Source organism: Mesorhizobium robiniae, assembly GCF_040545535.1.
Lineage (GTDB): Bacteria > Pseudomonadota > Alphaproteobacteria > Rhizobiales > Rhizobiaceae > Mesorhizobium > Mesorhizobium robiniae.
The window spans coordinates 112,026-131,217 of record NZ_JBEPMC010000005.1 but is presented as its reverse complement, the minus strand read 5'-3'; the positions used below and the strand labels follow the sequence as shown (position 1 = coordinate 131,217).

The window sequence follows — 19,192 nt, the reverse complement described above, 5'->3', positions numbered from 1 at the left end:
CGCATGATACAAACCATCGCCACCAAACCCTATCTCGACCAGAAGCCCGGCACCTCCGGCCTGCGTAAGAAAGTGCCGGTGTTCCAGCAGGAGCACTATGCCGAGAACTTCATCCAGTCGATCTTCGATGCTCTGGATGGATTCAAGGGCAAGACCCTGGTGATCGGCGGCGATGGCCGCTTCTACAACCGCGAGGTCATCCAGAAGGCCATCGCCATGGCGGCGGCAAACGGCTTCGGCAAGGTGATGGTCGGGCAGGGCGGTATCCTGTCGACCCCGGCAGCTTCCAATGTCATCCGCAAATACAAGACCTTCGGCGGCATCATCCTGTCGGCCAGCCACAATCCGGGCGGCCCGCATGAGGATTTCGGCATCAAATACAATGCCGGCAATGGCGGCCCGGCGCCGGAAAAGCTGACCGACGCGATCTTCGCAAAGACCAAGGCGATTTCGAGCTTCAAGACCGCCGATATCGGAGCTGTCGATATCGACACGATCGGCACGGTCGAGGCGGGCGGCATGACGGTGGAGGTGATCGACCCGGTCGCCGATTATGCCGAGTTGATGGAAAGCCTGTTCGATTTCGATGCCTTGCGCGCGTTGTTCAAATCGGGTTTCCGCATGCGCTTCGACGCCATGCATGCCGTGACCGGTCCTTACGCCAAGGAGATCCTGGAAAACCGTCTCGGCGCGCCGAAGGGCACCGCCCGTAACTTCATCCCCCTGCCGGATTTCGGCGGCCACCATCCCGACCCCAACCTGGTCCACGCCAAGCATCTCTATGACGAAATGATGGGACCGGATGCGCCGGATTTCGGCGCCGCCTCTGACGGGGACGGCGACCGCAACCTGATCATCGGCAAGGGCATTTTCGTCACCCCGTCGGATTCGGTGGCCATGCTCGCCGCCAACGCCCATCTGGCGCCAGGCTATAAGGCCGGCCTGACAGGCATCGCGCGCTCGATGCCGACCAGCGGTGCGGCCGACCGCGTCGCCGAAAAACTCGGCATCGGCATCTATGAAACGCCGACCGGCTGGAAATTCTTCGGCAATCTGCTCGACGCCGGCATGGCGACGATCTGCGGCGAGGAGAGTGCGGGAACCGGCTCCAACCATGTCCGCGAAAAGGACGGGCTGTGGGCCGTGCTTTTATGGCTCAATGTCCTTGCTGCCCGCGGCGAAAGCGCCAAGCAGATCGTCACCGAGCACTGGGCAGCCTATGGCCGCAATTACTATTCGCGCCATGACTATGAGGAGGTCGAGACCGACCGCGCCAACGCGCTGATTGACGAATTGCGCGCCAAGCTTGGCTCGCTGCCCGGCACCAGCGTGCGCGGCATGAAGATCGCCAGCGCCGACGATTTCGCCTACCACGATCCGGTCGACAGTTCGATATCCGAGAACCAGGGGATCAGGGTGCTATTCGAAGGCGGATCGCGCGTCGTCTTCCGGCTATCCGGCACCGGCACCTCGGGGGCGACGCTGCGCGTCTATATCGAGCGCTATGAGCCGGACAAGTCTAGGCATGATCTCGACACGCAGGAGGCGCTTGCCGATCTGATTGCGGCGGCCGATGATATCGCCGGGATCAAGAGCCATACCGGCCGCGCCAAGCCGAGCGTGATTACTTGAGGCTTTGGAGATTGGCCAAAACACCCATCGCTTCGTCATCCTGGGGCGGAGCAAGGAGCGAAGCGACGCAGCGCAGACCCCGGGATCCATGCCGTGACTTCAGAGCGCCGCCGCGGCGCAGAATTTCACTCCGCCGCACCCTTCGGCTAGGGTTACGGCATGGATCCCAGGGTCTTCGCGACGGAGCTTCGCTCCTGCTCCGCCCAGGGATGACGAAGTTGGGGAGGCCTCGGCCAATCCCGAACGTTTGCAATGGTCTACCACGAGGTTGGCGCACGTGACCTCGCTCGGCGCCACCATCACCAACGAAGGCATTCGCCTTGCCGCATGGTCCTCGTCGGCTCGTCGCATCTGGGTCTCGATCTTCAACGACGAAGGAAACCGCGAACTCGACAGGCTTGAACTCCGGCCGGAAGGCGAGGGCGTTCACGCGCTTTTCGTCGCCGGCCTTGCCGCCGGGGCCCGATACGGGTTTCGCGCCGATGGCGACTATGCCCCCGAGCAAGGGCTCTGGTTCGATCCCGACAAGCTGCTGGTTGACCCCTATGCTGTCGAGATCGACAGGCCCTATGCCTATGATGGCAGGCTCGCCGCGCGTCGGGGCGAGGGCGCCGACACCGCTCCGCTGCTGCCGAAGGCGATTGCCGGCTTTTTGCCAGAGCCGCTGGCTGCTTTGCCGCCATTGTTCCGGTCCGGTGGATTGGTCTACGAAGTGCCTGTGCGCGCCTTCACCATGCTGCATCCGGACATCCCCAAGCACCAGCGCGGGACGATTGCAGCCCTCGCCCATCCGGCCATCATCGAGCACCTGAAAAGACTCGGTGTGGGCGCCGTCGAGCTGATGCCGGTGACGGCGTCGGTCGACGAGCGGCATTTGCCGCCGCTCGGGCTCCGCAACGCCTGGGGATATAACCCCGTGACCTTCATGGCGCTCGACCCGCGCCTCGCGCCCGGCGGTCTGGCTGAATTGCGGCAGACGGTTGCCACGCTGCGCGACGCCGGCATTGGCGTTATCCTCGACCTCGTTTTCAACCACACCGGCGAAAGCGACAGGTTTGGACCGACGCTGTCGTTGCGCGGCCTCGACAGCCCCGTCTACTACCGGCATTGGCCGGACGGCAGCTTGGTCAACGACACTGGCACCGGCAATACGGTCGCTTGCGATCACCCAGTCGTCCAGGAAATGGTTCTCGACACGCTTCGTCATTTTGTCCGCCATGCCGGTGTCGATGGTTTCCGCTTCGATCTGGCGCCCATTCTGGGCCGGGTCGGCGGGTCGTTCGACACTGATGCGCCGCTGCTTAGGGCTATTCGGAACGACCCGGTCCTTGGCGACCGGGTGCTGATCGCTGAGCCCTGGGACATTGGTCCGGGTGGCTATCAGCTCGGCAATTTCCCGACGCCTTTCCTCGAATGGAACGACAAATATCGCGACGACATCCGCCGGTTCTGGCGCGGCGATCGCGGCATGGTCGGCGCACTGGCGACCCGGCTTGCCGGCTCGTCCGAAATTTTTGCCAAGGCAGGCCAGCAGACAAGCCGCAGCGTCAACTTCATTGCCGCGCATGACGGCATGGCGCTGGCCGACATCGTTGCCTACCAGCACAAGCACAATGAGGCCAATGGCGAGCAGAACCGCGATGGCCACGACGACAACCTGTCCTGGAACAATGGCGTCGAGGGTGAGACCCGCGACCAGGGGATCGTTACGGCCCGTTTCGATGACCAGTGTGCGCTGCTGGCCACGCTGTTTGCCTCGCGCGGCACGATCATGCTGACCGCCGGCGACGAATTCGGCCGCACCCAGAAGGGCAACAACAACGCCTATGCGCAGGACAACGAGATCACCTGGCTCGACTGGGCCGGGCGCGATCAGGCGCTGGAAAAATGCACCGTTCTGTTCGCAGCGATTCGTCGTTCCATGCCGGCACTTTCCGACACGCTTTTCCTGACCGGACAACCGCTTGCCGGGTCGGAAATACCAGACGTTGCCTGGCTGACCGAAACGGGCGCGCCGCTCGACGAGACGGACTGGCACGATCAGGAGCGACACCGCCTTGTCATGATGCTCGGCGGCATTGGCGACGAAGACCGCCGTCTTGCCGTCGTTATCAACGGCGATCGACGCAAATGCATGTTCACGCTGCCGCCGCGCCAGGGCTTCTTCTGGAGCCCGGCCGCCGCCGATGCGCCGGACATCTCACGACCGGTGCCGGGGCGAATGGTCATTTTCATGATCGAGCGCAAGGCCGGGCCGGCTAACGCTGAGGGGAACCATGATGGTTGACGGCAATGCCGAGTGGTGGCGCGGCTGCGTCATCTACCAGATCTATCCGCGCTCCTTCCAGGACACGACCGGGGACGGCAGTGGCGATCTCAGTGGCATTGCCTCAAGGCTGGCTCATGTCGCGTCGCTTGGCGTCAACGCCGTTTGGCTGTCGCCCTTCTTCAAGTCGCCGATGGCCGATATGGGCTACGACGTGTCCGACTATACAGCCGTCGATCCGATGTTCGGCACATTAGAGGATTTCGACGCGGTGGTCGCCGAGGCACACCGTCTCGGCCTGAAAGTCATCATCGATCAGGTCCTGTCGCATTCGTCCGACCGGCACGAATGGTTCGTCGAAAGCCGCGCGAGCCGCGACAACCCACGGGCGGATTGGTACGTCTGGGCCGATGCCAAGCCTGACGGCACCGCGCCCAACAATTGGCTGTCGGTGTTCGGCGGACCTGCCTGGGAGTGGGACGCGACCCGCAGGCAATATTACATGCACAATTTCCTCGCCTCGCAGCCGGACCTGAATTTCCACAACCTCGAGGTGCAGGATGCGCTTCTGGACACGGTGCGGTTCTGGCTGGAACGCGGCGTCGACGGGTTTCGGCTGGATACGGTCAACTACTATGTCCATGACCGCTGGCTGCGCAGCAATCCGCCCCTGGCGTCGAGCGTTGCCGGCACCAACGCCGAAACCAATCCCTATCTTTATCAGGAGCATCTGTTCGACAAGACGCAGCCCGAAAACCTCGCTTTCCTCAAGCGTTTTCGGGCGCTGCTCGACGAATATAAGAGCCGCGCCGCCGTCGGCGAAGTCGGCGACGAGACCCGTTCGTTGCAGACGCTCGCCGCCTACACCGCCGGCGGCGACAAGCTCGACATGTGCTACACATTCGACTTGCTCGGTCCGCAGTTCTCGGCGGCGCATGTGCGTGGATGCGTTGAGGCCTTCGAGAATGCGGTTTCCGACGGCTGGGTCTGCTGGGCGTTTTCCAACCACGACGTCGTTCGCCACGTGACCCGCTGGACAAAACCCGGCGGCGATCTGAAGGCGGTGGCGAAATTCTCGATCGCGCTGCTGTCCTGTCTGCGCGGATCGATCTGCCTGTATCAGGGCGAAGAGCTTGGACTGGAGGAGGCCGAACTGGCGTTCGCGGATCTGCGCGATCCCGTGGGCATCCGCTTTTGGCCGGGCGTCAAGGGCAGGGATGGATGCCGCACGCCGATGGTCTGGGAGAAAGGTGCCGACAATGCCGGTTTTTCCACCGGCAGGCCGTGGCTTCCGGTGCCGGATAGCCATCGCGCCCGCGCGGTTGATGTCCAGAACGGCGACGAGAAGTCGGTTCTAGCCAGCTACCGGGCGATGCTCGCCTTGCGCAGGCAGCATGTAGCCTTGGTGCAGGGCTCAATCCGCTTTCTCGATGCAGAGGGTGATGTGCTTGCCTTCATTCGCGAAGGCGGCGGCGAGAAGCTGCTCTGCGTCTTCAATTTCGCCGTCGAGTCGGCCAACTGGCCGTTGCCGCCGGATGTAGATGTTGCAGAGACAGTCGGTCATGGCGACACTGGTGCCGTCTTGCAGGATAAGATTCTGTCGCTGCCGCCCTTGGGCTGCTTCCTGGGACGAGCCGGCTGATCTCTCTACTTGGCCGTCATTGAACGAGCACGGAGCGCCCGCAAGTCGCGCCCAAGACCCGGACATCGGCCTCGCCGACTCGCACGCCCAGTGCTGCAAGCACGTTATAAACCAATTCGTCGACAGGCGCAGTCACACCGTTCAGCAGCGCCACAACCGCCGGCTTCACAGTTCCAAGCAGAGCGGTTACATCAAGCCCGAGGCCCAGCGCACTGACCGAAAGCGACAAATTGTTGACCAGCGATGTGGTGAGGGATTGCGTCAGGTTTTTCGTGGAAGCTGTCTTTATCGTCTTGTTTGCGATTTCAGTGCTGTTGAAGGTCAGTATCGTCGGCTCGGTGTTGGCGATCTCAAAGGCCGCAGAGCCATTCACGCCGAGCAGACTCAGGGTGAGAAACAGAAGCTTCACGCTGACCTGCGCGATTTCGGCATTTTGAAACGACTGTGGGTTGCTGAAATCGGCGAAGGCGGAGGGACTGTTGTCGGCATCGCTGGCGCCAAGGTGCAGCGATGCTAGGCCCGGCCGGGCGGCTATAGTAACCTTCAAACTGTCGGGGCGCCCCGTCGGGCAACTGATGTCGGTCAGCTTGGCTTCGGCAGAGGCCACCTCGACATGCAGCGGCAGTTTGACGGACAGGAGGCTGATGCCGCCACCGAGGTTCGCGTTGGCGCCGCCGACGGAAGCCACCAGCTTGATTCGCGTCTGCGCCGTACGCACCACGGCGCCCTTCTCGCCAATTGTCAGCCATGGCGAGAGTTGCGCAGGTTCGCCGATGGCGATGGCAAGCGTGGTGGAGAGAAGCCCCGGAATGGTGGCTCCGAGATTGAGCTCGACCTGCTTCGAGCCGTTGGCCAGTGCAGCGGCGGTGGTCAAAATACCCATGGCGCTAGCGTCGACCGAGAAACCAGCCGACTTCTGCCCGAGCCCCAATTGGCCAATTGATCCAAGGTCGACAAGATGATTGAGCGGTATTTTGACCGTGCTGGTGGTCCTTGACGCGATTGTCTGCAAAGCAAGCTTGCTGGTGCTGCCAACGGGTGAAACATTAGCCATGGCGGTCGCTATCTGGCCTACTGTCGCTTTCGAAGCCAGCACCTCCGAGTAGCTGACACCTGTCAGTTGCATCTCAACGGCAAGGGCATCGAAAAACGAAAGCAGGTTGACGTCGGCAGCTATCAGAGCGTTGTAGTCCATGACGCTGAGCGCGATGTTGCCGCCCAGAAACTTGCTGAGAAGAGCGTTGAGGATGCCGCCATTGACGCTGAGAAGCCTGGATCCGATCGAGAACATTGCCTGCGGTGCCACGCTGGCAATGGCTTCGGTGCCGATGACCGGAGTCGCGATAAGCGAACTTGCGAAATAGCGGGCAGGAATCTTTTTTAGCGTGACACGGACCGCATTGTGGGGCGTCTTGTCAGCCTCGAAGCGCTTGTCGACGCCGAGCGAGGACTCTGGTGAGTATCGGCCAGGGGTGACCGACACGACGGTTTTTCCGAGGGCAGGGACGATCGTTTGTCCTGCCTTTTGAACAACGATACCCGGCATACCGTTGTCGCCGAGCGTGGTCACCACCGCGGCCTCAATGTTATTGATGTTGGTGGCGGCAGTAATTGCCGCCAGATCGGTCATTGCCTGCGCCTCCCGGCGCTCCACATAGATGGAACCTTCATCGATGGCGAACGCAGCCAGCGCCAGCCCAAACGGTGCGCACAGCGCCGTCATGACGGTGAAGTTCGCCTTCAGGTCGCCGAGCATTGAGCGGGCGCTCCGGCCGATCCTCCGCAGCAAAGTGTCCGACATTCAGATGCCTCCGACCCGTATGGTCGAGTTGCGCGAGATTGTGGTTCCAGGCATGGGCAGCGCCGGGAATAGGTTCCAGATCGGCAGGTTGCGGGCATCGTATTGGACCGACACCACGAACTGATTACCGTCGGCCGTGCTGTCCTTTGCCTGATAGGTCAGCTTGCCGGAATCGACGAAAGGATATCCACCGGCATTGTTGTTGACGAAACTCGTCACCAGCGCCTGGCGCTCGGTTTCGTTCAGGCCGGCAATTGCCGTGCGAGCGGCGTCCGCGGCGATCTGCTGCACGGAATTGCTTGCACCAAAATAAATACCATATGCAACCATACCGAGTAACAGCAAGATAAAAATAGGCGAAAGCAGCGCAAATTCGATCGCGGAAGTTCCGGATTGGTCTCTAAATTGGCGTGGTTTGAGTTTTAACTGGTGTCTTTTACACCACTTTATAGAAGTTTTCTTATTTCTTGTACTGTCCATGTCCTTCGTCCGTCGAGACATACCGGAGCCCACCGAGGAATATAACCCGTGGTTGCTTAAAGGCGGCTTAAGACATTTCGGCAAAGTGGAATCGACGCCAGGTTTTTTCGCCCGGAAACGAAGATCCTGAACTGAGAAAACGCAAACCAAGCCCGCAGTTTCAATTGCTGTTCTGTCGGCCGCGAAGTGGCTGTCGGCGCGGCTTACTTTGGGTGACCCCTAGAGTCTGTTGAAATAAAAAATCTCCACGTTACTGTTTGCCCACCAGTCGCCGGAAAGGGAACCGGCGGCGCGCTCAAAGGGGCCATCTGATCGGTTTCGGGGCGTCAACACTCAAGAGGCGTAGCTGTAGGGCCGTCTCGACAGGGAGAACTTCATGCTGAAAAATATGCTGAAGGCGACGGTATTCGCCACAACCATAGCGCTGGCCGCCGGCACGTTCTACACGCCGGCTTTCGCCGAGACCGTCTACAACCGCGGATCCGCCGCCGAAGCGGAGACGCTCGATCCGCACAAGACCTCGACGGTCTACGAAGCCGATATCATACGCGACCTGTTCCAGGGCCTCGTCATGCATGACCAAAAGACGAACCTCATTCCGGGCGCCGCCGAAAGCTGGACAGTGTCCGACGACGGCACTGTCTACACCTTCAAGCTGCGCAAGGACGGCCTCTGGTCAGATGGCAGCCCGGTGACGGCGGACGACTTCGTCTATTCGTTCCGTCGGCTGGAAGATCCGGCCACCGCTGCCGAATACGCTTCCATGCTCTATCCCGTGAAGAACGCCGAGGAAGTCAACACCAAGAAGGGCAAGCCGGAGGATATGGGCGTCAAGGCGATCGACGCAAATACCCTCGAAGTCACGCTCAAGGCACCAACGCCTTACTTCCTGGAGATGCTGACCCATCAGGCGACCTATCCGGTTAACAAGGCGTCTATCGAAAAGCTTGGCGCCGATTGGATCAAGCCGGGCAACCTGGTGTCCAACGGCGCCTACACGCTTGCCGAATGGGTTCCCAACGACCACCTTAAAATGGTCAAGAATCCGAAATTCTGGGACGCCGCGACGGTCAAGATAGACACCGTCAACTACATCCCTACCGAGGACCGCTCGTCGGCGATGAAGCGCTTTGAGGCCGGCGAACTCGACAGTTACGGTGACCTGCCGACCGAACAGCTCGCTGATCTCAAGACCAAATTCGGCGACCAGATCCGTGTCGGGCCATATCTCGGCACCTACTATTATGCGATCAAGACGGACAAGGCGCCGTGGGACAATGTCGAGCTGCGCAACGCCATTTCCATGGCGATCGATCGCGACTTCCTGGCCGAAAAAGTCTGGCAGAACTCGATGCTACCAGGCTATTCGATGGTGCCTCCGGGCATCGAGGGCTACACGCCGGCACTGGCCAAATACGCCGACATGTCGCAAATCGATCGTGAGGACGAGGCCAAGAAGGTGCTGGAGAAGCTCGGCTATACGCCCGAGAAGCCGTTGAAGATGGAGATCCGCTACAACACCTCGGAAAACCACAAGAACACCGCGGTGGCCATTCAGGAACAGTTGAAGCCGCTCGGCGTCGAAGTCACGCTGCTCAACACCGACACCAAGACCCACTATTCCTTCCTCGAACAGAAGGGCGACTACGACGTGGCGCGCGCCGCCTGGATCGCAGACTACAAGGATCCGGAAACCTTCCTCGGCATCTCGCGCAAGGCCAGCGGCAACAACTATTCGATCTACAACAGTCCGAAATACGAGGAGGCCATGGACAAGGCGGCGGCCGCCGGCGGCAAGCCCGAAGATCGCATGAAGGAACTCGCCAAGGCCGAGCGCATCCTCGTCGATGAGGTCGGAAACATCCCGCTCCTCTACTACAGCTTTCACGACATCGTCTCCTCGAAGTTGCATGGCTTCGACGACAATGTGATGGACATCCATCCGTCCCGCTTCATCTCCAAGGACTGACAATCATCCTTGGCTGGACCGCCGCGCTCCTCTCCGGGAGCACGGCGGGCCGGTCGGTCGTCGCACGGTCCGAAAGTCGTTGTCGATTTTCGGCACACACGATGCGAAGATTTGAAGGCGCTGGAGCGTGGTTATGCGTCTGCATGGATGCGTGTCGCTCTGGCCGAAGCGGGGCGCCGATGCTGCGTTATGTATTCCGGCGGCTTCTGACCGCCATCCCGACGCTGTTGGTCATCGTGACCGCGGCGTTCTTCCTGATACGCGTCGCGCCGGGCGGCCCATTCAACCAGGAGCGGGGGCTCAGCCCCGAGATCAGAGCCAATCTTGAGGCTCAGTTCGGTCTCAACGACCCGCTCTGGCTGCAATATGTCCACTACCTCGGCAATTTGTTGCGCGGCAATTTCGGTCCCAGCTACAATATGCCGGACTTCACCGTCGGCGAATTGTTCAAAGAGGGCCTTCCGATCTCGGTCCAGCTCGGCGCTTCGGCCCTCATTCTGGCGCTGCTGCTCGGTAGCATGCTCGGCACCGTTGCCGCGCTCAACCAGAACAAGCTTGCTGACTATTCGGTGATCGCGCTGGCGACGGCAGGCAGCACCATCCCGACCTTCGTCACTGCCCCGGTGATCCAGCTCTTGTTCGGATTGACTTGGACGCTTTTGCCGATCGGTGGCTGGGGAGATGGCGCGCTAATCAACAAGATTGGCCCAGTGCTGACGCTCGCTCTGCCGCAGATCGCGATCGTCGCCCGCCTGATGCGCGGCTCAATGATCGAATCGCTGCGTTCAAACCATATCCGCACGGCCCGTGCGCTCGGCCTGTCGGACTGGTCGGTGGTGGTGAAGCATGCTTTGCGCGGCGCCATCCTGCCGATCGTCTCCTTCACCGGTCCGGCCGCGGCAGCACTGCTCACCGGCTCGATCATCGTCGAGACGATCTTCTCCATTCCAGGCATCGGTCGCCATTTTGTCGTAGCCGCGCTCAACCGCGATTACACGCTGGTGATGGGTACCGTGGTGGTGATCGCTCTCTTCACCATCATCTTCAATCTGATCGTCGATCTCATGTATGCCGTCGTCGATCCGAGGGTGCGCTATGACTGACATCGCCGTCACCGCTCCGGCCGTCGTCGGCCGCTCGCTCTGGGGCGATGCCTGGGCGCGCCTCAAGGCCAATCGCGCCGCCATGTTCAGCCTCTACTATCTTGCTTTCGTCGCGGCCATCAGCGTTTTCGGCCCCTGGTTCGTGCCGCATCAATACACCACCATCTACGGCGACTATGTGCGCACGCCGCCGAGCTTTTCGCCATATCCGAAAGCAAACATGATCGAGGCCGCGCTTGATGAAGCGATCAAGCGCATGCGGGTCGACATCAAGGAGTGGCGGCAGGAAGGCAACAAGGTCTTCGTCACCGTCAAATCGACCAGGCCGATTGACGACCGCAACATCCGCTATCTTGACCGTTCCGATGCGTTTGACGGCACGCACATCGAGAGCAAATCGCCGGACGGCCTCGAAGTGACGATGAGCGCCTCGGTCAAGCAGCAATATTTCCTGTTCGGTACCGACAACACCGGCCGCGATCTTCTGTCGCGAACGCTGATGGCGGGACGCATCTCGCTGGCCATTGGCCTGCTTGCCGGCGTAGTGGCGGTGGTGATCGGCGTGCTCTACGGCGCCACCGCCGGTTTTGCCGGCGGCAAGGTCGACGAGGTGATGATGCGTATCGTCGACGTGCTCTATTCGCTGCCTTTCATCTTCTTCGTCATCATGCTGGTGGTGTTCTTCGGCCGCAACTTCGTGCTGATGTTCCTGGCGGTGGGTGCCGTGCTGTGGCTCGACATGGCGCGCATCGTGCGCGGCCAGGCGCTCTCGATCCGGCGGCAGGAATATGTCCAGGCGGCCGAAGCCCTGGGCGTCGGCCAGCGCGGCATCCTGATTCGCCATGTCATTCCAAACCTGCTCGGACCGGTGGTGATCTACATGACGCTGCTCGTGCCGCAGGTCATCATCCTGGAAAGCTTCCTGTCGTTCCTCGGCCTCGGCGTTCAGGAGCCGATGACCAGTTGGGGCGTGCTGATCTCGGTCGGCGCCCAGAACATCGGCACCGCCAACTGGTTGCTTCTATTCCCGGCCTTCTTCCTCGTCTCGACATTGTTTGCGCTGAACTTCGTCGGCGACGGCCTGCGCGACGCGCTCGACCCCAAGGACCGCTAAGATGGCTGCTTCCGAAACGATCCTCAGCGTCAAGGACCTTCGCGTCCGCTTCCGCACGCTCGACGGCGCGGTCGAGGCCGTCAAGGGTATCAACATCCACGTCAATGCAGGCGAAACCGTTGCCGTGGTCGGCGAATCCGGATCTGGCAAGAGCCAGACGATGATGGCGGCGATGAGCCTGCTGGCCTCGAACGGCGAGGCATCAGGCGCTGTCGACTACCGCGGCCGCAACCTTTTGACCCTGAGCAAATCCGAATTGAACAAGGTCCGCGGCCGCAAGATCAGCATGATCTTCCAGGAGCCGATGACCTCGCTCGATCCGCTCTATTCGATCGGCAACCAGTTGATCGAGCCGATCCGCCGGCATCGCGGACTTGGTGCGGCGCAAGCGCACGAAGAGGCGCTCAAGCTGTTGCGGCTGGTCCATATCCCAGATCCCGAACGGCGGATGAAATCCTATCCGCATGAAATGTCGGGCGGCCAGCGCCAGCGGGTGATGATCGCCATGGCGCTGGCCAACGACCCGGATATCCTGATCGCCGACGAACCGACGACGGCGCTTGACGTGACCATCCAGGCGCAGATCCTCGTGCTGCTCGCCGAACTGCAGCGCAAGCTCGGCATGGCGATCGTCTTCATCACCCACGATCTCGGCATCGTCCGGCGCTTTGCCGACCGCGTCTATGTCATGCGCTACGGCGAAGTCGTAGAGGAGGGCAAGGCCGAAGCGATCTTCGTCAGCCCGCAGCATGCCTATACCAAGATGCTTTTGGCTGCCGAGCCGGCCGGAACCAAGGCGCCGCCACCGCCAAATGCGCCCGTCCTGCTCGAAGGCAGGAATGTCGAGGTGACATTCAGGATCGGTGGCGGGTTTCTTGCCGGAGAGCCGCTGATCCTGCGCGCGGTCGATAACATTTCGATCCGGCTGAAACGAAACCAGACGATCGGTATCGTCGGCGAATCCGGTTCGGGAAAATCGACGCTCGGCCGGGCCTTGCTGCGGCTCCTGCCAAGCGACGGCCTCATTCGCTTCGGCGACCGCGATATTTCCACCGCCGACCGTCAGGCCATGCGGCCGCTGCGTCGTGAATTGCAGCTCGTCTTCCAGGACCCGTTCGGTTCGTTGTCGCCGCGCATGACCGTCGGCCAGGTCATTACCGAAGGGCTTCTGGTGCATGAGCCGACCCTGTCTGGCAAGCAACGCGACCAGCGCGCGGTCGAGGCCCTGCGCGAGGTCGGGCTCGATCCGAATGCGCGCAATCGCTACCCGCACGAATTCTCCGGCGGTCAGCGCCAGCGCATTGCCATCGCCCGCGCGATGATCCTCAAGCCCAAGGTGGTCGTCCTCGACGAGCCGACGTCGGCGCTCGACCGCTCCGTCCAGAAGCAGATCGTCGAATTATTGCGGAAGCTGCAGGCCGACCACGAACTGTCCTATCTGTTCATCAGCCACGATCTCGCCGTCGTGCGTGCCATGGCCGACTACATCATCGTCATGAAGCAGGGCAAGATCGTCGAGGAAGGGCCGACCGAGGCCATCTTCAGCAATCCGCAGGCTGCCTACACGCAAACGCTGATGGCCGCGGCGATCGACGTCACACGGTTCCGCTTGAGCGCCTAGCGCCACCGATCGGGGCTGCAGCGGATAAAATGTTTCGGAAGCAAAGGAGCTCGCGCGCGACGAGCTGTCGGTTGAGCCAAGTCGCGTTGGAAGACTGGATATGCTCTCCGATCGAAAGGCACGTCCCTCAGTTTCCGATATCAAGAGACGCGCGGCAGTGCTGAAGCGCGAGGCAGAAACGGAAGCTCAGACTATCCGCGCTAACGTTCAGGATGGTAGGGTAACCCTTGAGGGTAAGGTCAAGGCTTGGCCTGAGCGCCAGCCACCGAGCGTGCCGCCTGGTCGTCGCCGACTCGGCAAGCTGGATGCGGCAATTGCTTGAAGGCTGCCCCTTCGATCGACAGGCGCGGTACTCGACAGGCCCTGCATGAACATTGTGATGTTTACCAACACATTCGTCCCCCATGTCGGTGGCGTTGCACACAGCGTTGCATCGTTGTCGGAAATGCTTCGTGAGTTGGGGCATGCAGTCCTGATCGTCGCGCCGGACTATGCGGAAGCAGCTCGATCGGAAAGCAACATCCTTCGCGTCCCTGCGATCCAGAATTTTAACGGGAGCGATTTTTCAGTGCCGATCCCGTTCGCGCGCTCGCTCGAAAAGACATTGAACGGCTTCGAACCGGATATCGTCCATTCGCATCACCCGTTTCTTCTCGGCGACACCGCTCTTCGCATCGCGGCGTCGCGAGCATTGCCGACGATATTTACCTATCACACCCGCTACGAACTCTACGGCCACTACGTTGCGCAAGATGCGCCGGTCCTCCAACGGCTCGTGCTCAGCCTGGCGGCCGGCTACTGTGATCTATGCGACCATATCATCGCTCCAACCCAGAGCATTGCCGACCTCTTGCGTCATCACGACGTCACCAAACCGATCAGCATAATCCCGACCGGGATTGACCTAGCCAGGTTTGCCGATGGAGATCGACTGAGATTGCGGAGCCGGCTGGGAATAGCGGAAACCGATTTCATCGTCGGGCACGTAGGTCGGCTGGCGCCGGAGAAAAACCTGACTTACCTCACCGAAGCAGTCTGCCTTTTTCTTTCGCAACATGAGCGCGCGCATTTTGTCGTCGCCGGCGACGGTGCGTCGGCGTCCGAAATGCGCCGAATGCTGGAAGAGGCGGGCCTTCAGGACAGATGTCATTTGCTAGGCATGGTCGAAGGCGCCGATCTGGCCGACGTCTATGCCGCGATGGACGTCTTCGCCTTCTCGTCGCGTTCCGAAACTCAGGGTCTTGTGCTCGTCGAGGCGATGGCGACCGGCGTTCCCGTAGTCGGGCTCGATGAACCTGGGGCTCGTGAAGTGGTACGCAACGGAAAGAACGGCCATCTCCTGTCAGCCGATTCATCCCCTGGCCAATTCTCCGAAACTCTCGCCAGAGTCCGCGCGCTCACTCCGCCGGGCCGGGCAGCATTGCAAGAAGAAGCCAGACTGACTGCGGCCTCCTATTCACGATCTTCTACCGCGCAGCAGACCGTCGAGCTCTATTCGCATGCTGTCGCGAGCCATGCCGGTGCCCGAGCTACTCGCACACGTTCGTTTGAGGCGACGCTCGAAGGTCTCAAGCAGGAATGGAGAATCCTCGCCAACCTTGCGAATGCCGTCAAGGACGCGGTCGCGACGCGCAGTGACTCGGCAAAGTGACGGCTGTGCACGCTGCGTTGGCAAAGCGTGGTTGTCTCGGTTGGCCGGGTGCACCAAGTAGCATGAAATATATTTCAGATCATGAATTTTATTGACAGTTGAGCGAACTCCTGCGAATGATCAATCGCTGGGCCTCGGGAGGAGGTTCGGTGTCAGCAACCACAAGCGGCGGCATGGAAGTGTCGACCGCCCATTGACCAGGCTTCGGCCGAGGGAGGATTCTTGCGCAAATTTTTGAGCATGCTCGCCATTTCGGCAGCAGCCACCACTGTGTTGGGGGCAAGCCACGCCGCGGCCCAGGCCGCTAACCCGTTCAAATGCGAGCCGGGTGAAAAATACGTCATGAACGTCATGGTTTCCGGCGTCGAATATTGGTTCCCGGTCTACGAGATGTTCAAGCAGGCCGGACAGCAGTTCGGTTGCGAGACCGAATACACCGGAACGCCCGAGTACGACGTGAACAAACAGATAGCGACATTCGACCAGGCGCTGGCCCAGAAGCCGGCTGGTATCCTGGTGCATCCGATGAACTCCGATCCATTCATCGAGCCGATCAATCGGGCTATCGACCAAGGAACGGCAGTAGTCACATTCGCCGCAGATTCGCCCAACTCCAAACGAGTGTCCTACATCACCTCCGACAATGTCGCCGAAGGTACCTATGCTGCCGATGCCGTTGCCAAGGCGATGGACGGCAAGGGCGAATACGCGGTCCTCGAAAACCCCGGACAGGATAATCACGACAAGCGCATCGCCGCCTTCATAGGCCGCATGGAAGCCAAATGGCCTGAGATGAAGCTCGTCGGCCGCGCGGCGTCGAACCAGGATGCGACGAAAGCCTATCAGGCCGTGCTCAGCCTTGCTCAGGCGCATCCCGAACTGGGCGCAGTGTTCATGCCGGAAGCCAACTCGGCAATCGGCGCGGCGCAGGCCGCGAAGGAGGGCGGCGGCAAGATCCGAGTCATGCTGGCCGACGTCAACGCCAAGATCCTCGATATGATCAAGGCCGGCGAAATCTTTGGCTCGGTCAACCCGAACCAGGGCATGCAGGGCTACATGGGATTCATGCTGCTGTGGCTGGCCAAGCATCCTGAGCTGATCGATCCGATGAACGACGCCCGGCGGTCCGGATTCAATGGCATGGGCGTGCCTTTCGTCGACAACGGCTTTTCCATCGTCACTGCGGAAAATGCCGATGATTTCTACTGGGATGCCTACCTCAAGCGGCGCGGCACCAAGGGCATCGAAGAATAAGCTCTTCGGAAAATGCTCGAACCGGACGGGGCGCGCTGGCGTCCCGTCGACCGGGCCATCATCGTCAATATCAACGCTGCAGGGGGGACGGAGTGACTGCCGCCGCCATTCTTGAAATCCGCGACATCTCGAAATCCTTTGGCGCCATCAAAGCGCTGACCGGGGTCGATTTCACGCTGCAGCGGGGCGAAATTCACGCGCTCTGCGGCGAGAATGGCGCGGGCAAGTCCACGCTGATGAATGTCATTGCCGGCATTGTGCAACCCGACGAAGGCACCATTCGGCTCAACGGCAAGGACGTCACCATTGCATCGCCATCGGCCGCGCAGCGGCTTGGCATAGGTCTCGTCCATCAGGAAATCGCGCTCTGCCAGGATGCTACGGTCGCCGAGAATATTCTTATGGCGGCCATCAACAACCGGCGCGCGCCACTGATGAATTTTCGACAACTCTACGCCGATGCTCAGAAGATAATGGACCTGCTGGCGCCGATCCCGGTCGAGACGCCGGTCGCCGAGCTTTCGATTTCCAACCAGCAACTTGTGGAAATCGCCAAGGCGTTGACGCTCGAATGCCGGGTGCTGATGCTCGACGAGCCGACAGCCGCCCTGACCGAGACCGAGGCGCGGCGCCTTTTCGCAATCATACGCGATCTCAAGGCGCGCGGAATTTCAATCATCTACATCAGCCACCGTATGGCCGAGATCTTCAGCCTGTGCGACCGCGTCACGGTGTTTCGTGACGGTAGATATGTGGCGACCGATTTGATCGCTTCGGTCACCCCCAATGATGTCGTTCGCAAGATGGTCGGGCGCGAGATCACGCAGCTCTATCCACAAAAGCTCTCGCCTGAACAGCGCACCGATCGCCCCGTGCTGTCGGTCCGGAATCTCTCCTATCGACAGGGTTCGAACGGCGTCAGCTTCGCGCTTCGTGCCGGCGAAATTCTTGGCATTGGCGGGTTGATCGGCGCTGGCCGCAGCGAGATGGTTCAGACCGTTTGTGGCTTGCGCCCGAAAGTGTCGGGATCGGTCGAACTCAATGGCGAGCCGGTCAGCATCAGCACCTACAGCGATGCGGTGCGCGCGGGCCTGGTCTACCTCTCTGAGGACCGCAAGGCGTCGGGACTGTTCCTGGACCTGTCGATTGCGTCGAACATCTCCGCGCTAGACCTTCGGAAATTGACCACCCCCCTTGGGCTGCTCGATCGCCGCGCCGAGGCAAAGCAAGCCACCGACCTGGTGGAGCGCCACGGTGTGCGCATGGGCGGCATCGAGACACAGGTGTCGACGCTCAGTGGTGGCAATCAGCAGAAAGTGGCCATCGCCCGGCTTCTTTCGGTCAGCCCCAAGGTGGTCATCCTGGACGAGCCGACACGCGGGGTCGATGTCGGCGCCAAAGTGGAAATTCATCGCCTGCTTCGCGATCTTGCCGAGCGGGGCGTCGGCGTCATCGTGATTTCATCCGAGCTTCCGGAATTGATCGGGCTCAGCGACAGGGTGCTTGTCGTGCACGAAGGGACCATCGCCGGCGAATTAGGAGCGGACGATTTGACCGAAGAGGCGATCATGCTGCTGGCTTCGGGTGTCCCGCAGCAACGATCAAACGCAAGGCAGGCTCAGAATGTCGCTTAGGCAGACCGGAGGAACCCTCATGGACACTGAAATCAAGGCGCGCGCCCCGAGGCTTGGCGGGCGCAACTGGCTGCGTCTGGGGTCGATGCGCGAGGCCGGGCTGATCGCAATCATGCTGGCGCTCTGCATCGCCATGACATTTGCCTCGCCGCACTTCCTGACCTGGGGAAATTTCCGGGCGATGCTGATGAGCTTCTCCATTGAAGGCATCGTCGTGGTCGGCATGACGATACTCCTCATAGTCGGCGGCATCGACCTTTCCGTCGGGTCGGTGGTCTGCTTCTCCATGGTTGTCTCAGGCGCTCTCTTCCTGATGGGACTGGACCCGTGGACCGCGAGCCTCATCGGCATAGGCGCCAGTGCGCTGATCGGCGCGGTGATGGGCTTCTTTGTGACCGTTATCGGGCTCAATCACTTCATCACCTCGCTGGCGGCGATGGTGATCGTGCGCGGCCTTTGCCTTGTCATCACCAAGGGAACCCCGCTGTCGCTGTTCACCCTGCCGCCCGGGTTCAAGGCGATCGGCCAGGGCAGCTTCGGCAATTTGCCTTATGTCATCGTCATCTTTATCGTGGTCGTGGCGATCTTCGATTTCCTGCTTCGGCGCGCCACCGCGTTCCGCAAGGTCTTCTATACCGGCAGCAACGAGAAGGCGGCCCAATTTTCGGGCATCAAGACCAAGCAGGTCAAATTCTGGGTCACGGTCCTCTGCTCCACCCTCGCGGGCTTTGCCGGCGTCATCTACATGTCGCGCTTTGGCGCTGCGACTCCGACCTTCGGCGCTGGCATGGAGCTTAACATCATCGCAGCGGCCGTAATCGGCGGGGCATCGCTCAATGGCGGCTCGGGCACCATCTTCGGCGCCATACTCGGCATGGCGTTGCTCTCCGTCGTCACAAGTTCGCTGATCCTGCTCGACGTTTCTGTCTATTGGCAGGACATGATCAAGGGATGCATCCTGCTCGCGGCGGTATCGATCGATCATTTCCTGCACAGCAGGAAATCGTGAGCAGCAGCGCAAGAGT

13 protein-coding genes are annotated in these 19,192 nt (G+C 60.9%); 11 read left to right on the top strand and 2 right to left on the bottom strand.

Annotated elements, in window-relative coordinates; translation table 11 throughout:
* Positions 1-3 precede the first annotated feature (3 nt).
* The 3 genes from ABID19_RS15550 to bglA all read left to right on the top strand — a co-directional run bounded on the left by ABID19_RS15550 (position 4) and on the right by bglA (position 5,540).
* Positions 4-1,632, top strand: a complete 1,629-nt coding sequence (locus ABID19_RS15550; protein ID WP_354491838.1) for an alpha-D-glucose phosphate-specific phosphoglucomutase — start codon at positions 4-6, stop codon at positions 1,630-1,632.
* 277 nt (positions 1,633-1,909) lie between these two features.
* Positions 1,910-3,919 (top strand): glycogen debranching protein GlgX, encoded by a 2,010-nt coding sequence (gene glgX / locus ABID19_RS15545; RefSeq protein WP_354491837.1) that lies wholly within the window; start codon positions 1,910-1,912, stop codon positions 3,917-3,919.
* A complete protein-coding gene (bglA, locus tag ABID19_RS15540; RefSeq protein WP_435528736.1) occupies positions 3,912-5,540 on the top strand; it encodes a beta-galactosidase BglA in 1,629 nt (542 codons plus the stop codon). Before glgX ends, bglA begins: the two co-directional genes overlap by 8 nt.
* A 16-nt stretch (positions 5,541-5,556) precedes the next feature.
* Here bglA and ABID19_RS15535 read toward each other — a convergent pair whose 3' ends face one another.
* Both ABID19_RS15535 and ABID19_RS15530 read right to left on the bottom strand, forming a co-directional pair.
* Positions 5,557-7,296, bottom strand: coding sequence for a pilus assembly protein TadG-related protein (locus tag ABID19_RS15535; protein WP_354491834.1), 1,740 nt, complete (start codon positions 7,294-7,296; stop codon positions 5,557-5,559).
* A gap of 45 nt (positions 7,297-7,341) precedes the next feature.
* On the bottom strand, positions 7,342-7,821 hold the full coding sequence (locus ABID19_RS15530; protein WP_354491832.1) for a TadE/TadG family type IV pilus assembly protein: 480 nt from the start codon (positions 7,819-7,821) through the stop codon (positions 7,342-7,344).
* A gap of 376 nt (positions 7,822-8,197) precedes the next feature.
* Here ABID19_RS15530 and ABID19_RS15525 point away from each other — a divergent pair, with 376 nt between their 5' ends.
* The 8 genes from ABID19_RS15525 to ABID19_RS15490 all read left to right on the top strand — a co-directional run bounded on the left by ABID19_RS15525 (position 8,198) and on the right by ABID19_RS15490 (position 19,176).
* Positions 8,198-9,790 carry a peptide ABC transporter substrate-binding protein gene (locus tag ABID19_RS15525; RefSeq protein WP_354491831.1) on the top strand — a complete coding sequence of 531 codons (1,593 nt, stop codon included), beginning with the start codon at positions 8,198-8,200 and terminating at the stop codon, positions 9,788-9,790.
* A 179-nt stretch (positions 9,791-9,969) separates the two neighbouring features.
* Positions 9,970-10,893: an ABC transporter permease subunit gene (locus tag ABID19_RS15520; RefSeq protein WP_354491830.1), complete on the top strand. Its 924-nt coding sequence runs from the start codon at positions 9,970-9,972 to the stop codon at positions 10,891-10,893.
* Positions 10,886-12,007 (top strand): ABC transporter permease, encoded by a 1,122-nt coding sequence (locus ABID19_RS15515; RefSeq protein WP_354491828.1) that lies wholly within the window; start codon positions 10,886-10,888, stop codon positions 12,005-12,007. Before ABID19_RS15520 ends, ABID19_RS15515 begins: the two co-directional genes overlap by 8 nt.
* Position 12,008: 1 nt before the next feature.
* Positions 12,009-13,628, top strand: coding sequence for an ABC transporter ATP-binding protein (locus ABID19_RS15510; protein WP_354491827.1), 1,620 nt, complete (start codon positions 12,009-12,011; stop codon positions 13,626-13,628).
* Between the two features lie 367 nt (positions 13,629-13,995).
* Positions 13,996-15,279 carry a glycosyltransferase gene (locus ABID19_RS15505; RefSeq protein ID WP_354491826.1) on the top strand — a complete coding sequence of 428 codons (1,284 nt, stop codon included), beginning with the start codon at positions 13,996-13,998 and terminating at the stop codon, positions 15,277-15,279.
* Between the two features lie 222 nt (positions 15,280-15,501).
* The gene (locus tag ABID19_RS15500; protein WP_292217688.1) at positions 15,502-16,533 is read left to right on the top strand and encodes a substrate-binding domain-containing protein; all 1,032 of its coding nucleotides are present in this window, start codon (positions 15,502-15,504) and stop codon (positions 16,531-16,533) included.
* Between the two features lie 92 nt (positions 16,534-16,625).
* Positions 16,626-18,167 (top strand): sugar ABC transporter ATP-binding protein, encoded by a 1,542-nt coding sequence (locus ABID19_RS15495; protein WP_354491825.1) that lies wholly within the window; start codon positions 16,626-16,628, stop codon positions 18,165-18,167.
* Between the two features lie 19 nt (positions 18,168-18,186).
* Entirely contained in the window at positions 18,187-19,176 is a 990-nt protein-coding gene (locus tag ABID19_RS15490; protein WP_354491824.1) for an ABC transporter permease, read from the top strand.
* Positions 19,177-19,192: the final 16 nt, after the last annotated feature.

Coding starts and splice junctions, on each gene's coding strand:
- ABID19_RS15520 (WP_354491830.1), top strand. CDS start 9,970: ATGCTGCGTTATGTATTCCGGCGGCTTCTGACCGCCATCCCGACGCTG.
- ABID19_RS15490 (WP_354491824.1), top strand. CDS start 18,187: ATGGACACTGAAATCAAGGCGCGCGCCCCGAGGCTTGGCGGGCGCAAC.
- ABID19_RS15510 (WP_354491827.1), top strand. CDS start 12,009: ATGGCTGCTTCCGAAACGATCCTCAGCGTCAAGGACCTTCGCGTCCGC.
- bglA (WP_435528736.1), top strand. CDS start 3,912: ATGGTTGACGGCAATGCCGAGTGGTGGCGCGGCTGCGTCATCTACCAG.
- ABID19_RS15550 (WP_354491838.1), top strand. CDS start 4: ATGATACAAACCATCGCCACCAAACCCTATCTCGACCAGAAGCCCGGC.
- ABID19_RS15505 (WP_354491826.1), top strand. CDS start 13,996: ATGAACATTGTGATGTTTACCAACACATTCGTCCCCCATGTCGGTGGC.
- ABID19_RS15530 (WP_354491832.1), bottom strand. CDS start 7,821: ATGGACAGTACAAGAAATAAGAAAACTTCTATAAAGTGGTGTAAAAGA.
- ABID19_RS15515 (WP_354491828.1), top strand. CDS start 10,886: ATGACTGACATCGCCGTCACCGCTCCGGCCGTCGTCGGCCGCTCGCTC.
- ABID19_RS15525 (WP_354491831.1), top strand. CDS start 8,198: ATGCTGAAAAATATGCTGAAGGCGACGGTATTCGCCACAACCATAGCG.
- ABID19_RS15535 (WP_354491834.1), bottom strand. CDS start 7,296: ATGCTCGGCGACCTGAAGGCGAACTTCACCGTCATGACGGCGCTGTGC.